General features: G+C 63.7%; 14 protein-coding genes and 2 pseudogenes. 8 read left to right on the forward strand and 8 right to left on the reverse strand.

Going from position 1 to position 14,855, the window contains the following annotated elements; genetic code table 11:
* Window positions 1-75 precede the first annotated feature (75 nt).
* The 3 genes from AC6JA9_RS24185 to AC6JA9_RS24195 all read left to right on the forward strand — a co-directional run bounded on the left by AC6JA9_RS24185 (window position 76) and on the right by AC6JA9_RS24195 (window position 5,704).
* Window positions 76-2,490, forward strand: coding sequence for an Ig-like domain-containing protein (locus AC6JA9_RS24185; RefSeq protein WP_497957913.1), 2,415 nt, complete (start codon window positions 76-78; stop codon window positions 2,488-2,490).
* 367 nt (window positions 2,491-2,857) lie between these two features.
* Window positions 2,858-4,162 carry a hypothetical protein gene (locus AC6JA9_RS24190; protein ID WP_497957914.1) on the forward strand — a complete coding sequence of 435 codons (1,305 nt, stop codon included), beginning with the start codon at window positions 2,858-2,860 and terminating at the stop codon, window positions 4,160-4,162.
* Between the two features lie 84 nt (window positions 4,163-4,246).
* Window positions 4,247-5,704, forward strand: coding sequence for an ELWxxDGT repeat protein (locus tag AC6JA9_RS24195; RefSeq protein ID WP_497957915.1), 1,458 nt, complete (start codon window positions 4,247-4,249; stop codon window positions 5,702-5,704).
* Between the two features lie 242 nt (window positions 5,705-5,946).
* Here AC6JA9_RS24195 and AC6JA9_RS24200 read toward each other — a convergent pair whose 3' ends face one another.
* Window positions 5,947-6,423 carry a hypothetical protein gene (locus tag AC6JA9_RS24200; RefSeq protein ID WP_497957916.1) on the reverse strand — a complete coding sequence of 159 codons (477 nt, stop codon included), beginning with the start codon at window positions 6,421-6,423 and terminating at the stop codon, window positions 5,947-5,949.
* Between the two features lie 270 nt (window positions 6,424-6,693).
* Here AC6JA9_RS24200 and AC6JA9_RS24205 point away from each other — a divergent pair, with 270 nt between their 5' ends.
* Window positions 6,694-7,101 carry a DUF1801 domain-containing protein gene (locus AC6JA9_RS24205; protein ID WP_497957917.1) on the forward strand — a complete coding sequence of 136 codons (408 nt, stop codon included), beginning with the start codon at window positions 6,694-6,696 and terminating at the stop codon, window positions 7,099-7,101.
* Between the two features lie 141 nt (window positions 7,102-7,242).
* Here AC6JA9_RS24205 and AC6JA9_RS24210 read toward each other — a convergent pair whose 3' ends face one another.
* The 3 genes from AC6JA9_RS24210 to AC6JA9_RS24220 are packed head-to-tail and all read right to left on the reverse strand — an operon-like array spanning window position 7,243 to window position 9,054.
* Window positions 7,243-8,103 (reverse strand): ImmA/IrrE family metallo-endopeptidase, encoded by an 861-nt coding sequence (locus AC6JA9_RS24210; protein ID WP_497957918.1) that lies wholly within the window; start codon window positions 8,101-8,103, stop codon window positions 7,243-7,245.
* Complete coding sequence (locus AC6JA9_RS24215) at window positions 8,057-8,482, reverse strand: hypothetical protein (RefSeq protein ID WP_497957919.1); 426 nt, start codon at window positions 8,480-8,482, stop codon at window positions 8,057-8,059. Before AC6JA9_RS24215 ends, AC6JA9_RS24210 begins: the two co-directional genes overlap by 47 nt.
* Window positions 8,479-9,054, reverse strand: coding sequence for a sigma factor (locus AC6JA9_RS24220; RefSeq protein ID WP_497957920.1), 576 nt, complete (start codon window positions 9,052-9,054; stop codon window positions 8,479-8,481). Before AC6JA9_RS24220 ends, AC6JA9_RS24215 begins: the two co-directional genes overlap by 4 nt.
* Window positions 9,055-9,203: 149 nt before the next feature.
* Between AC6JA9_RS24220 and AC6JA9_RS24225 the strand changes: the two genes are divergently transcribed.
* From AC6JA9_RS24225 to AC6JA9_RS24240, 4 genes are read left to right on the forward strand one after another with little or no spacing between them, the layout of a single operon-like run.
* On the forward strand, window positions 9,204-9,698 hold the full coding sequence (locus AC6JA9_RS24225; RefSeq protein WP_497957921.1) for a TIR domain-containing protein: 495 nt from the start codon (window positions 9,204-9,206) through the stop codon (window positions 9,696-9,698).
* Window positions 9,695-10,372, forward strand: coding sequence for an Nmad2 family putative nucleotide modification protein (locus AC6JA9_RS24230; protein ID WP_497957922.1), 678 nt, complete (start codon window positions 9,695-9,697; stop codon window positions 10,370-10,372). Before AC6JA9_RS24225 ends, AC6JA9_RS24230 begins: the two co-directional genes overlap by 4 nt.
* Window positions 10,326-11,381 (forward strand): MazG C-terminal domain-containing protein, encoded by a 1,056-nt coding sequence (locus AC6JA9_RS24235; protein WP_497957923.1) that lies wholly within the window; start codon window positions 10,326-10,328, stop codon window positions 11,379-11,381. The genes AC6JA9_RS24230 and AC6JA9_RS24235 overlap by 47 nt, the downstream gene beginning before the upstream one ends.
* Window positions 11,382-11,389: 8 nt before the next feature.
* Window positions 11,390-12,418 carry a nucleotide kinase domain-containing protein gene (locus AC6JA9_RS24240; RefSeq protein ID WP_497957924.1) on the forward strand — a complete coding sequence of 343 codons (1,029 nt, stop codon included), beginning with the start codon at window positions 11,390-11,392 and terminating at the stop codon, window positions 12,416-12,418.
* Between the two features lie 17 nt (window positions 12,419-12,435).
* On the opposite strand, the pseudogene AC6JA9_RS24245 reads toward AC6JA9_RS24240, so the two are convergent.
* The 4 genes and pseudogenes from AC6JA9_RS24245 to AC6JA9_RS24260 form a co-directional block, all read right to left on the reverse strand.
* Window positions 12,436-13,050: pseudogene (locus AC6JA9_RS24245) on the reverse strand (IS630 family transposase); the annotation flags it as partial.
* A 48-nt stretch (window positions 13,051-13,098) separates the two neighbouring features.
* Window positions 13,099-13,395 carry a helix-turn-helix domain-containing protein gene (locus tag AC6JA9_RS24250; protein WP_497957925.1) on the reverse strand — a complete coding sequence of 99 codons (297 nt, stop codon included), beginning with the start codon at window positions 13,393-13,395 and terminating at the stop codon, window positions 13,099-13,101.
* Between the two features lie 94 nt (window positions 13,396-13,489).
* Window positions 13,490-13,681 (reverse strand): annotated as a pseudogene (locus AC6JA9_RS24255) (double-CXXCG motif protein); the annotation flags it as partial.
* A gap of 101 nt (window positions 13,682-13,782) precedes the next feature.
* Window positions 13,783-14,790, reverse strand: a complete 1,008-nt coding sequence (locus AC6JA9_RS24260; RefSeq protein WP_223747307.1) for a cation diffusion facilitator family transporter — start codon at window positions 14,788-14,790, stop codon at window positions 13,783-13,785.
* Between the last annotated feature and the right edge of the window lie 65 nt (window positions 14,791-14,855).

Below are 14,855 nucleotides of genomic sequence, written 5' to 3' on the forward strand. Positions count from 1 at the left end.
CCCCTACAGGACTGGACACAGATGCGCCCTTCTTTGCTCGTTCGAAGCCTTGTCCTCGGAGTGTTGCTGCTGGGCGTGACTGGCTGTTCCGGCGGTACCGCGACTCCGCCGGATGGCGGCGGAGTCCTCGCGGATGGGGGAACCGACGCCGGTGCCAGCGCGTGCGCGACGAAGCGAGAGCGGCCCGCCGCGCCCACCGAGCTCGTCGCGGCGAACGTCTCCTCCTTCGAGGTCTCGCTGACGTGGGCGCCGTCGACGACGGCCTCGGTCCAGCGCTACCGCGTGCTGCTGGGTGCGGGCCAGGTCGGATTGGTCGAGCGGCCGTCCCTCGCCCACCGCCCGGTCGTCCCGGGCGAGACGTACACGTACACCGTGACGGCGCTCACCGATGATGGGGCAGAGAGTCTTCCGTCCAATCCAGTGACGGTGACGATTCCGACCCCACCGCCGGATGCGCTCTCCGGGCTGGCGCCGGGGCACTGGTATGAGTTCCCGAGCTCGAACCTGCGGGCGGCGGCCCTGTCCCCCGCGCTGCATCCGTGGCTCGGCTGGGGCGAGGGCATCAGCGGAATCATTAACGACTGGTCGAGTGGTGCCCTCGACACCCAACGCGACCGGCTCTACATCACCGGCGGCGGGCACAACGGTTACTACGGCAACGAAGTCTACGGCTTCGACTTGCGGACCGGCGCGTGGGTCCGCCTGACGGCCCCGGACCCGGTCAGCCCTGGAGCGGAGTGTCCCGACCGGGCGCTGGGCGTCAACTGCGCCATCCACACCTACGATGGGCTCGAGTACCTGCCTCCACCCTTCGACCGGTTTCTCGCGCTGGGCTGGGATGGCTGGCCGCAGACGGCGCTCGACCTCGACACCCAGCGCTGGGAGAACCACCCCGAGCTGCCACAGCTCGGAACACGCACCGGCGCCAATTCCGCCTACGACCCCAACACCCGCGTCCTCTGGTACCACTCCGGCGCGGAGGCGGTGTCGGTCTGGGAGCCCGCCACCGGCAAGTGGACGATTCGAAGCGAGTCGAACCAGCTGGGCTATTACAAGAACGCGGTCGTCGACCCTCGGCGCAAGCTGTACGTCGAGGTCGGGCAGGGCTCCACCGACACGTGGACCATCGACGCGCTGGGGAAGTTCGTTCCGAAGCGCACGCGGCTCGCGACCACGGGCGCGCGGGAGATTGAAGACGTGGGGAACCCCGGCGTCGACTACGACCCGGTGACCGACCAGCTCGTGGCCTGGAACGGTGGCGGGGACATCTACACGCTGAACCTCGACACCCGCGTCTGGACGAAGCGTGCGGCGCTGGGCACGGTGGTGCCGGGAGCGGCCAACATGAACGGGACGTTCGGGCGGTTCCGCTACGTGCCGAGCCTGAATGTCTTCGTGGTGGTCAACACCGTCGACACCCATGTCTTCGTGTACCGGCTCGACGCGCGCCCCGCGCGACTGCTGCGGCGCATCGACGTGACGGCGCCCGCCACGAAGGTCGAGACGAACTCGGCCGGCAAGCTGGGGGTGACGGCGGTGTTCCAGGATGGGACCTCGGTCGTCCCCACTTCGGGAATCACGTTCAGCTCGCTCGACCCGGAGGTGGCGACCCTGGATGCGGATGGCACCTTCCGGGCCATCAACCCGGGCCGGGCCCGGCTGCAGGCGAGCTACACCGACCCGCTCACCCGGCGCGGGCTGGTGGGCGCGCTGGTGCTCGAAGTGGTGTCGATGACGGGCGACGTCGTGCTCGATGCGTTGACGATTCAGCCCTCGTCGACGCTCAAGGTGGCTCGCGGAGGGACGGCGGTCCTCACGGCCGTCGGCGCCTACCATCGCGGCGCCGACCACTTCACCCGCGACGTCACCTGCGAGGCCACCTGGAGCTCCGACGGCGCGTCGATCGCCACGGTGGCCAACGGCACGGTCAGGGGCGTATCGGAGGGAACCACGACGCTCCACGCGAAGGTGGGGACGGTGGAGGCACAGGCGACCCTCGAGGTCATCCCGCGCGCGACCCAGGACCTGGTCGCGCTGAACTTCCAGCCTTCCGGCGCGCCGATGGTGACGGGCTGGGCGGTGGCGGACGACTCCGCCTTCAATGCGAGCCGCGGTTGGGGCTGGCAGGACGCGGTCGGGCTCCAGACCCGAGGCGACCGCAAAGGCACCCAGGACGCGCGCCTCGCCAGCTTCGTGCAGACGTCGCAGGCCGGAGCGAGGTTCCGGCTCCAGGTTCCCGACGGGCGGTACCACGTGGCGGTGTCCGTGGGAGACAACACCTTCGGCGTGGGCCTCGCGAGCGTGGAGCAGGCGGGCGCGAGCATCGTCTACGGCGTCGGCACGGGGAACACCGCGGGAGCCGGCCTCGTCGAAGCCACGGGTGGCGAGGGCCTCGTCTTCGACGTCGTGGGGCCCATCAACTGGCTCGCGGTGATGCGGGTCAACGGCATGGACTTCGACGCGGTGCTCGCCGCCGCGAAGACCTGGTAGAGGCCGAGGCGCTGGCGGCGGAGAGCCGCGCCACCCTCCCAGGCCCACGATTTGATTTCATTGGCCTCGGCCCTCCCTGCCATCCTCTCTTCGACTCGATTCCGCGGCAGCCGAGGGTGTCCATCCGCGAGCGGTGTCCGGAATGCTCGATGCGGCGACTCCGACCAGCCGCTCGGCTACCTGTCCCTCCCTCTCGGCTGAAGCGAGTCCCTCGCACGTCGCCGCGAGCACAGGCGGAACCAGGTCGAGGCATCGGTTGAAGGGGATGCCCCGTCGCTGAAATTCATCCTTGTTGCCCTCCCCCGGGCGGATGGCCCGAGGCGCCGCACGGCCCCCACCTTCGCGGAGTCACGGAACGGGAGGGCCCATGCGACGCACGTGGACGATGGTCCTGGGGAGCGCAATCCTGGCGGGTGCACTTCATGCGGGATGTGGACCCGTTCGGGAGGAAGGGGAGACGACGATTCGAGAGAAGCCGAGCGCGGTAGAGGAGTCCCCTCTCGCGAACAGGCATGCGCCGAACAAGGCGTTCCAGGCGGCGCCGCTGGCCCGCAGTGGTGCGGCGGTCGCCTCGGGTGGTGGCAAATACCTCGCGGTCTGGGGAGATATTCGCCAGGGAGGCATCTACGGCACCCGGGTGGCGAGGGACGGCACCGTGCTGGACCCCGAAGGCATCCGCATCAACGTGGGGACGTCGAGGGGCCGCGCCCCCGCCATCGCCTTTGATGGCACCCACTTCTTCGTCGTCTGGGAGACGGGCAGTGGCATCGAAGGCATCCGCGTCGGGACGAACGGTACAGTGAAGGGGAAGGTCTTCTCCGTCATCAGCTCGGGTGAGACCTTCGGCCCCGTCCGCATCGCATGCTCCCCTCAGGCCTGCCTGGTGACCTTCACGGTCATCGGCACGGATGAGTCCGTCATCCATTTCAAGCGGGTGAGCCGTGAGGGCGTCGTCCAGCCCTCTCCGGACGAGACCGTGAGCCAGGGGTTCGCCTTCGCCTTCGACAGCGCCGTCACCTGGAACCCCAGCACGCAGCAGTTCCTCGTCGTCTGGTCCGACGCCCGTGGTGACACGGAGGACGAGAACGACATCTACGGCAACAGGGTGAGCGAGAGCGGTATCATCCTCGACGGAACCGGGTTCGCCATCTCCACGTCTCCAGGGCTCCAGGTGACTCCGGACGTGGCGTGGACCGGGCGCAGGTTCCAGGTCGTCTGGTCCGACCTCGAGGGGATGGACGCCAACATCCGCGGTGCGCTCGTGCGCCGGGATGGCTCGGTCGAGACTCCCGCGGGCTTCGACGTCTCCGTGGCTCCAGGACAACAGCGGGACCCTCGGCTGGCCCACCACGGCTCGAAGTCCCTCGTCGTCTGGGATGACACGCGTGAAGGCTCGCACCGTGTCTGGGGGACGCGCCTCGGCGAGGATGGCTCGACGTGGGACCCAGCGGGCTTCCCTGTCTCGGGAAATGACACTTCACAGGCCTTCGGACCGGCGGTCGCCTACGGAGGCAACCGCTTCCTCGCGATATACGGCGCGGGGGAGAGCTCGACGCCTGGCCTGCCCCACTTCGTGCTGGGGACTCGGGTGGGCCACGATGCCGAGATCGAGGATTCGCCCGCCCTGCCGCTCACCCTCGAGCCAAGGCCCGGCATGAGGAAGCTTCCATGACGAGTAGCCCGGCGCCGACAGCGAGCGCCGTCGATGCCATTCATCTCGATACACGGGTTGGACTCCAGAACAGGACAGCGAGCCATGATGAAGCCCTTGGGTGCCCTTCTCCTCCCGTTGGGCCTGCTGGTGGGCTGCGCGCCGTCGATGGCCGACGAGGCCGAGCCATCCAGTGAGAGCCTGGAGGTGGCGGCGCTCAGCCGTCGTGAGTGGGCGCCCTGTGGCTTCACGCCCCGCAGGCTGAGGAATCTCGGCTCGGCGCGCGTCTACGCCTACGACCTCGTCCACGGGGATGGCGTTCTCTTCTTCGCCGCGAGCGATGGCGTCCATGGCACCGAGCTCTGGATGAGCAGCGGTACCGAGGGCGCGGGCACGGTGATGGTGCGAGACATCGCGCGAGGGCTGGAGAGCTCGGGGCCCACGGAGCTCACGATGGTGGGGGACCGGCTCTTCTTCGTCGCGGATGACGACGTGCGAGGTCGCGCCTTGTGGACGAGCGATGGCACCGAGGCGGGCACCGTCCTGGTGAAGCGGGTGCTCCCCATCGATGCAAGCTTCGGTGAGGGCCAGACGTTGGTGGCCTACAAGAACCGGCTCTACTTCTCCTCGGTCGTTCCAGATGGCACGGATGGGTACGAGTTGTGGACGAGCGATGGCACCGAGGCGGGCACCTATCGCGTGAAGGACATCGCTCCCGGACAGGCGAGCTCCTTCCCGCGCCGTTTCATCGTCCACGACGGATCTCTCTTCTTCGTCATCAGCATGGGGGATGAGAACTGGCTGGTACGCAGCGACGGCGGAACAAGCATCATTCCGATGCTCAAGGTCCACGACGGCACGCTCACGGAGGACGCGCTCATCTTTCGCATGAAGTCGGTAGGCAGGAAGCTCTTCTTCCTGGTGGACCTCAACGACGGCGGGGCTCACCTCTACGTCACCGAGGGCACGGCTTCGAGCACGCGCAACCTCCGCTTCTTCCCAGGGAGAGTTCCCCACGACCTGGTGGCGCTTCACGGCAAGCTGTACTTCAGCGCGGGCTCGGGCCTGCCCGAGGGTGAGGAGCTCTGGGTCAGCGACGGCACGACAGAGGGCACGCGGCGGGTGAAAGACGTGCGCCCGGGTGCAGTTGGGTCGGAGCCCACCGCCCTGGCGGTCGCCGGAGGGAGGCTCTATTTCGCCGCGGATGATGGCGCGCACGGGCGCGAGTTGTGGATGAGCGACGGCACGGCCTCCGGCACGAGGCTGTTCAAGGACATCGTGCCCGGAGCCCAGGGGGCCGCTCCCGCGAGCGTGACGGCCCTTCAGGACTGGCTGTTCTTCAGCGCGACGACGCCAGGACGTGGGGCCGAACCCTGGGTGAGTGACGGCACGACCTCTGGCACGCGGGCGCTCGACGAGGTCGCGCCAGGCCCGGCCTCCTCCTCCCCCCGCGACTTCATCCGCTCTGGCTGGGACGTGTTCTTCACCGCGGAGCAAAGCACCGGGCGCGAGTTGCATGCCCTGCCCTTCCGTCCCGACGCCCGCTGCACGAAGAAGCGCTAGCGCGAGGTAGCCCGCGCGCTCCCCTCGGTCCGAGTGGCAGACAGCCACAGCCGCGTCGCGACGGGTGTGCCTGACCGAGCTTCGCTCGCCGCGTCGGGAACGCTTGAGGCACGCACACAAGGAAGGTGGGGTCCTGTGGCGACACGGAGCGGAGCGCATCGGGGATGCGGCCTCCGGCGCGCCAGGCGATCCATCCATGACCTCAGGCCATGAGAGCGCCGAGATCGGCCGTCACCCGAACGCTACTTCGACGCGGGCGTGAGCAGACTGTTGAGCGTGTTGGCCACCGCGGCGCCCTGCGCGACGAAGGGCACGGGCAGCGCCGCGACGAACGCCGTGGAGGCATCGATGGCCGCGTGGGTCTTCTGCGCGGGCGTGGACGCGGGGTTGGTGAACACGCCATGCGCGTTGGAGGCGGAGGCCACCGCGTTCGCGATGTTCAACCCCGGCACGAACCGTCCCAGCGTCTTGCCGACGACCGTGGTGGGCATCGAGGTCAGCTCCACGCCCTTCTTCAGTTGCCCCACGGCCCTCACGCCGCTGTCGAACGTGTCCGCCACGCTGGCGATGTTGCCCACTGTCCCGGACACGCTGCCCACCTTCTCCAGCACCTGCTGCGGCGTCGTCACCGGCGCGGACGGCGCGCCCTTGTTGCCCGCGCTCTTGGCCGCGGTGGCCTCGAGCGCCACCACGTTCATCGTCCTGTCCAACGACTCCATGACCACAGCGCTCGTCTTCGGTCCGCTGACTCGAAACATGGTTTCTCTCCGTGGAGGCATGTGCTGCGTACAAAGGACTTATCGGAGGCGCGTCGAGCGAGTTTCGTCTGCCTTTACACTCCCCAGCGCTGATACGACATCCGACCGATGCGGACAGCCTTTACGACATCTGACCGATGCCACCGCCGTCGAATCGATGCCGCGACAGGCCCAGTCAGGCGATGATGGGGCGGCACCAGGAAGCAAGCGTCGGAGAGGAGACACAGGGGCATGGCCGCGAAGCGCGCAGCGAAGTCCACACGAGACGGCTCGACGGAGGTCACCGCGCTGATTGAGGAGCGAGCGCACCCTCTTCGCAAGGACATCGACCAGGTCCGGAAGATCATCCTCGGTGTCGACCCTTCCATCTCCGAGGCCGTGAAATGGAACTCCGCGAGCTTCCGCACCACCGAATTCTTCGCGACGGTGCACCTGCGCTCCGAGGACCGGGTGCAGCTCGTCTTCCACACCGGCGCGAAGGTGAAGCAGAGCGCGAAGCATGGCGTCGAGCTCGACGACCCGGAGGGACTCTGCCGCTGGCTCGCGAAGGACCGCTGCCTCGTCACGCTCGAGTCCGTGAAGGGCCAGCGCAAGGCGCTCGAAGCACTCGTGCGTCAGTGGATTCGACAGCTGGGGTGAATCGCGGACTGCGGGCCCTGGAGACCCAATGCCTATAGGGCTAGGGGCTCTACCCTGGAGTCCGCCTGACTTGGTTGGCTATTCGAAACAGCCGCGCGATCGACAGTCCCCATGAAACCTCGGACAAATTCACTGGACAGCTCAATACTCCGCATCAGGAGGAATCCAGAGCAAGGACAGAGTGCCACGCAGTGCAGGGATTACCTGACAATGCTCAACTATATCATATTCCCTCGACACCCCAAACCCATCCAACCAAGCCGTCGCAGGAACCGGCTCGGCAACATCCACAGGGCGCTTTCCTGCGAAATAGTCACTCGCGATCGAAAACTTCGAAAGCAGGCGCCCTCGCCGGATAAAATACCCAAAGTCTTCACCAGTCACAGCCCAGGACACCTTTCCGTCCTGAGCCAACACCACTGCACATCTTTCAGGTGAGAACCTCGAAAACCGAATGCTCGCCGCGACAAAACTAACTCCGAACTCTCTCTGCAGCACCTTGACAACATCAAAAGATGGCCTTCGCACATCGCATCGAACTGACCAAATTGCCCTTGGCATCAAGAACTCTGACGCAAACGCATTTGCCTCGCGCTCCGTGGAGGGCGCGTAAATCTCCCGCAACTGTGCATCATCCGACGTTTGAACAGAGTCACAGAGCTCAATCTGATTACGATCCGCGCCGTGGATTTCGTAATGACCGAACTCATGAGCGATAATAAACCGCCGCCTGGGCTGATACTCAACGGAACTGCTCACTGAAATTATGGCTCTGCCGGCAACACGAGTTGTGCGTCCGACACAGCCCCCAAGCGGCACATCACGAACAACAATACGCCGAAGCACCCATAGCAGGTCTGCAAGATCGTATCCCGCCGGGTGTGCCACCCCGAGTTCCGCAAGTACCTTGCGCGCGGCATGCTCTCCCCGCGCCAAGTCAGCATCGGCAACGCTCTTACTTTTCATTTTCCATTGCCAGCAACACTTCAATCTCTGCAGCAAGAGACTCAATATCCTCGTCAGTTGCAGTTTCGAAACTACGATGAAATGCCTGAGGACGACTGGCCGGAGGCAAGGATTGACCAGCCTTGTGAATAAACGAAATACTTTCCGCCCTACTTCTGACTGACCTTCCGCCCTCAAATCTCTTCAACATAGACAGGCGCTCATCCCGAGCTGTTCTCAGTGCATTCTGCAAGGCAAGCCCCTTGGCGGCTTCGACTAATGCCAAGGCTTTCTGTAGCCCCTTTGCCACGTCCATTCCTGCCGCTCGCACGATTCGCTTGGCCTCTACATCGTCCAGCACTATTGAATCACCAAGCTCATCCAGCCCGTCGACCAGCTTTTGATCATCATTCCGCGACTCTGTGTGACTCATCATGAGGCCACCTTTAGCTTGGCTGCGACCTCATCCAGCCGTCGGTGAAGTCGTTTGATGGCGTTATCGAACCGCTTGGCATCCAACCCCGTTTCTTCGATCAACTCCGCTCGTTTCACACAATTGTCCAACATCGCAGCCACAATTCTCTCCACCTCGAGATCTCCAGAGACAGCGCCGAGGACAGCTTCTGCTAGAAGCTTATATCGCTGCAGTGCAAGGAACTGCTGCTCTGGAGATGGAGTCTGCAGCATGGGGTCCATCGCGTCTCCGGACGCCTGTGCAGAATCGGCATCAATGGCCCTGACACGGTTCGAGAGCCCCTTGACTGCACTACTGGCTATGCTTCTCACGCTTTGAACGAGGAAGTCTTCAAGACTGATTTTCTCGTGGTCCCACGCTCGAGAGCCATCAATCAGACGGCGCAACGCTTCCTGGACTAAATCCTCCGCCTCCTGTCCTTCAGGCATCGTACCCGGGAGAGTCCACCGTTTGCGGCTCACGATCTGAACCGCACGAGCAGCCACTCGCTCGTAGATTAAGGGCAGCTCGGCTTCGAGCCGCTTGATGACCACAGGGCTGACACTCACCACTCCCCCCTCTCATGCTCCGGACCGACTTTTTTTCGCCGTGACGGCAAAAAAGGTCCAACCCGGAGCAATAGCAACTGAGCGGGACAGCACGCAATGGGTGCTCGCCCACCCCAACCACAGGAGGGATTACATTGAAAGGTGAGGTCGAAAACCACATCGTCACTCAGGCCCAACCCAATGACGCAGTGCCCCAGGAACTGAGGGAGCTTCTTCGAGGTAACGGGTACGTCCTGCAGGCCATGCAGGGCGAGGACTCCGTACCTGTGAGCACAGGGACAACGCCCCACATCAACGGCGTCCTTCTGGTCCGACGTGCGACTGGCGCAGACGTGCTTCTCGTCCTGATCTCGCCTGGCGCGAGCACAAAGGCACAGGTCAATCAAGAGATTGAGCGCGCGAAGAAGCAGGGGCTGCGCATCGTCGGAGTGTACGTAAATGGGGGGCAAGAATCAGACATTCCAACCGGCTTTCAGATGTACGGCGATGCACTGGTAGGCTGCCTGGCTGACCACGTGATTGATGCCATCTGCGGGAGGATCAACATCTGGCTCAAGCCAGACTGTGAGGCACCGGTGCCCGAACGGGATATCGAACACTACACCTGCGGGGAACCTGACCCCGAATGAAGCTCTTTGCCTATGTGGTCCGTCGAGACTACGGGTTCGCGCCGAACCCCTTCTTTGGCCAATGCACTCTTGCCACCTGCAAACCTAAGATTCGGAAGGGTGCTCATGTCGGAGACTGGATCGTTGGAACCGGCTCAACAGAATATGGACTGGGTGGACAGCTCGTCTACGCGATGCGAGTGGGCGAGACACTCACGTTCGAAAATTACTGGGAAGATTCTCGCTTCTGCCTGAAGCGTCCCAACATGCGCGGAAGCATCAAGCACGCGTTCGGCGACAACATTTATCATAGGTCCTCCCCTACCGAACACTGGCATCAGGAGAAGTCCCACCACAGTCACAGTAACGGCCAGACCAATCGAGCCAACATAGCGAACGACACTCAGGTCAATCGAGTGCTAGTGAGCGACTGGTTCGTCTACTTCGGCAAGGACGCCATCCCCATTCCGGACCGGTTTCGGCGCGGCAAAAGGGAAACTGTTGCCAGGCAGGGCCGGGGGCATTTGGTCAATTTCCGCTCCGGATTTGAAACGGAGTTTATCGAATGGGTCCTCTCCCTGGGCAAGTGTGGTATTGAGGGTGAGCCTGTGGAGTTCCGCAAGCATCTAGCCAGGACAGGGGGGAGCAATGAACTGGCTCGTCGAGTTCGCGGCCGCAGCAGAAAAAACCGATAATTTGAAAGGAAAACCTGAGCACAAAGAACTGCTGGCTGCCGGCCTATTGGGGGAGGTCGGGGGTGTGCTCGCAGAACTCAAGAAGCACAAGCGCGAGGGTCTCGCCTATCCGCTCTACGCGGAGAGACTGAGGGACGAGATTGGCGACACGCTATGGTACTTCACGCGGCTCGCAGACGTTAATGTACCAGACCTACTTTCGACGCTCGCGCTCAGCGCGCCTGGCGAAAGTAGCGAAAAGTCGGTTCTTCTCCTGGGCGCCGCAGCCGGCCGCGCACTCGAAGCCGTCCATCGCTCTAACTCGGACAGTCTGCGCGTAGCACTCGAGGAAACATGGCAGCACTTGCGAGCTGTCGCCACCTTTGCCAGCGTGGATATAGAAGAAGCATCTAGACAGAATCGGAAGAAGATCATCAGTCGCTGGCCCGCCACAAGACAGCCACACGCGCTCTTCGATGAGCAGAACCCAGCAGAAGAACAACTTCCCCGGCTCTTTACTATCGACTTCATCGAGCGAGGCGCCCCAGAGAGGCCCCAGGTCCTACTGCGCTACAGGGATGTCAACATTGGGGATCGTATTACCGACAACATCGCAGACCCGGACGGCTACCGATACCACGACATTTTCCACATCGCTTACGCGGTCTTCCTGGGCTGGTCACCGGTTCTCCGGTCGCTGCTGCGGTCCAAGCGCAAGAGCAACCGAGCCACCGACGAGAGCCAGGATGGAGCACGAGCCGCCATCATTGAGGAAGCCATCTCGGCTATCGTCTTTAGCCGCGCAAAGCGGGTGGCCTTTTTCAAGGATATTCAGCAGGTAGATTACGACTTGCTGAAGAGTATCCAGGAGTTCACTGTAGGCTACGAAGTCGCCGAACTCCCAGTGTGGCAGTGGGAGCAGGCGATTCTCGAGGGGTTCCGGGCATTCCGCTTCCTCAAGGATCAGAAAGGAGGCAGAGTGACCCTCCACCTCAATGCACGCGAACTCGTCGTGGAGCGGCTAAGGTAGGACGACTCATGCGTCGCCCCCTCCAGCAAGGCACACTCTTCTCTGCCGATCCTAGTCCCGGCGCAGGTCGTGATATTCGACTGCCGGGAGGCAAGATCTTACGTACCACTGCCGTATTTGATACCTACTGGCGCTTTGCAGCGGAGCGCCAAGAGATTTTCTTCCGGCGACTCTCCGGAGCCCCCCCTCCCTGGACCGAAGATTCGATTCTTCGCTCGTTCCGTTTCACCAACGTCTACCGAGCAGCAGACAGGGTGAGCCAGTATCTCATTCGGCGCGTTATCTATCAGGGTCCCCAGAAGGAAGAGGAGGTCTTCTTCCGCATACTTCTCTTTAAGCTCTTCAACCGCATCGAGACCTGGGAACTGCTTGAGAACCAACTAGGCCCGCTCACATGGGAGCACTTCGACTTCGAAAAAGCTGATGCAGTGCTTGGCACAGCTATCAAGGGAGGCGGCCGCCTCTACTCCGCTGCGTATATCATGCCCTCGCCACAGTTTGGGGCGCCCCGCAAGCACACAAATCACCTGGAATTGCTGCGCCGGATAATGATGGACCGAGCACCTCAAAAGGTGGCGTCCGCGCGTACACTGCGCGAGGTTTTCGAGTTGCTGCGGTCCTTCCCCTCACTCGGAGATTTCTTAGCGTTCCAGTTCACTATCGACCTGAACTACAGCGAACTTATTCAGTTTGAGGAATCCGAGTTCGTTGTCGCGGGTCCCGGCGCGCGCAGCGGAATTGCCAAGTGCTTTAGCAGCACCGGGGGGGCCGATGAGGCCGAGGTAATTCACGCAATGGCGAATATGGCCGCACAGGAGTTCGGCCAACTGGGACTCCACTTCCGGGACCTTTGGGGTAGGCAGCTACAACCCATCGATTGCCAGAACTTGTTCTGCGAGGTCGACAAATACTCGCGGGTGAGGCATCCGGAGGCCACTCCTGCGGGTGGGCGCACCCGTATCAAACAGCGGTACGAAGCTCGTCCGGCCCCCATCTCCCATTGGTATCCCCCCAAGTGGAGGTTGTTTCCAACGTGAGAGTTTGACAGCGGTGATCAGTCGCACGGAACCGAGTAGCCGCAATGAATGAACCAGCCCTCCGCATCTCGCTGAGAAACAGCTTCAGTGGCCTTCTGGACGTCGACCTTCAGCCTGCGGACCGTGCGTGCCACCAGCTTGCGAAGCAGGGCTTTCATCTTGCTCCAGCACAGCTCAATGGGATTGAGGTCTGGGCCGTAGGGCGGCAGGTACAGCACGTCTGCCCCCGCTGCTCGGATGGCCTCCTTCACGCCCGTGGCGTGGTGTGCCCCCAGGTTATCCATCACGACCAGGTCGCCGGGGCGTAGCGTCGGCACCCGATACTCACGGACGAACGTGAGGAAGACTGCACCCGAAGTGCCGCCCTCCACGGTCATGAGCGCTTCGACGCCATCCAGGGGCAGGGCGCCAATCATCGTGAGCACCTTGCCCCGGTTGCGCGGAACTCGGCCCACCCCTCGCACCCCGACGGGGGCCCACGCGTGCTCACGTATCATGCTGACGTGGCTGCCGGATTCGTCCAGGAAGACGAGGCGGCCTCCCTCAACGGCCTCGGTGGCCGCCAGGAACTCTTCGCGCTTTTGTTGCACGCTGGGCCGGTCTCGCTCGCTGGCCACCAGTCCCTTCTTCTTTCGCGAGTAGTCGAAGCCTCACCATCAGCCGACCCATGGTGGGGCGACTCACCGAGCGCCCAGCTCACGGCTGACCATGACGGCCAACTCCGCGAGGGTGGCGTCCGGGTGTGCATCCACGACGCCCTTCACCCTGGGCAGGTGCTCGTCAGGCCCCCGCTTGGGCATCCCGCCACCGTGGGGCCGCGGCTGAAGTCCACCCGTCTCTCGATTCAGTCGCAGCAACCGATTCACCGTGGCGCGGCCGACCTGAAACTGCTCGGCCAATTCCTCGTACGTCTTGCCGGTCGTCTCTCGCACCTTGAGGATACGGCGACGTAAGTCCTCGGAAATCGGTCGGGTCATCCCCCGAGCAGATCACGCCCGAAGGATCCGCTCAACCGAGCCCCGCTATGAGAACCATGCAGAAGTCGGTCGTGGCGACGTAGGGTTACGACAGTCACGCTCCGCCGCAGGACTGTCGCGTTGGAAGTTCGCGGCACGTCAGGCCCTCAAGGTCCAGCCGGCGCACAACATCCGCGAAGCGTTCTGTACCGATGACCATCGTTGCGAAGTTGCCCACACGGAACAGGTCCAACTCCAGGGGCAGCGATGCCGCGTCCAGGATGGGCTCATCCGGCATGCTGAAACCCTAACCCCCAGAAAGCGCGAAGTCCCAGCATGCGCCAGACCATACCCATCTGATCTGTCATGGCATTCGGTTGACTTCGCGCTCGTATGCGCTGACCGCCCTCAGTGCACCTCACCCAGATGGGCGTAGCTCTCGCTCTCTATCTGGATGGTGGTGTGGTCGATGCCGAACTTGTCGTACAGGTCGTGCTTCACGGCCGAGAGAATCTCGTCGTTGTTGCAGACCATCGGGTCCAGCACCACCAGGTGCGCGGACAGCGCGTACACGCCGCTGGAGATCGTCCACACGTGCAGGTCGTGCACCGCCGTGACGCCCGGCACGCGCAGCATCAGCTCGCGCACCTGCGGCATGTCCACGTGCGAGGGCACCGCCTCCATCAGCACGTCCACCGCGTCCCGCACCAGCCGCACCGCGCCCACCACGATGACCACCGAGATGACCGCGGAGATGATGGGGTCCACCACGAACCACCCCGTCAACGCCATGATGCCCGCGCCAATCAACACGCCCACCGAGGACAACGTGTCCCCCAGCACGTGAAGGAACGCGCCACGGACGTTCATCGAGTGTGTGCGATGCAAAAACCCCAAGGCCCCCAGGTTCGCCACCAGACCCACCGTGGCCACCAACGCCATCGGCTTCACGTCCACCGGCTGCGGCGAGTGGAAGCGCTCCCAGGCCTCGTAGAGAATGAACCCGGTGATGCCCAGCAACAGCACGCCGTTGAGCAGCGCGCTCAGGATCTCCATCCGGTAGTAGCCGTACGTCTTCTTCACGTCCGCCGGCTTGCCCGCGAACCACAGCGCCACCAGGCTCAGGGCCAGCGCGGACACGTCCGTCAACATGTGACCCGCGTCCGACATGAGGGCCAACGAGTGCGTCAGCCAGCCCCCCACCGCCTCCGCCAACGCGATGGTCGCCGTCAGCACCAGCGCGAAGATGAGCCGCCGACGGTCCTTGCGCCGCTCCTCCGCCAGGCCCCCCCGCTTGGGACCGTGCCCATGGCCGTGCCCATGCCCATGGTGGTGATGCCCATGGCCGTGGTCATGCCCGTGGTCGTGGTCATGCCCATGCCCCGCCCCGCCGCGTGTGTGAGTGGAGGTAGTCACGGGAGAGAGAAGTGAGGATACGGCCGGGTCCTGGGGTAAGAGAGGGGAGAAACGCGATTCCGACG

The sequence above is a fragment of the Myxococcus sp. MH1 genome (assembly GCF_059738865.1).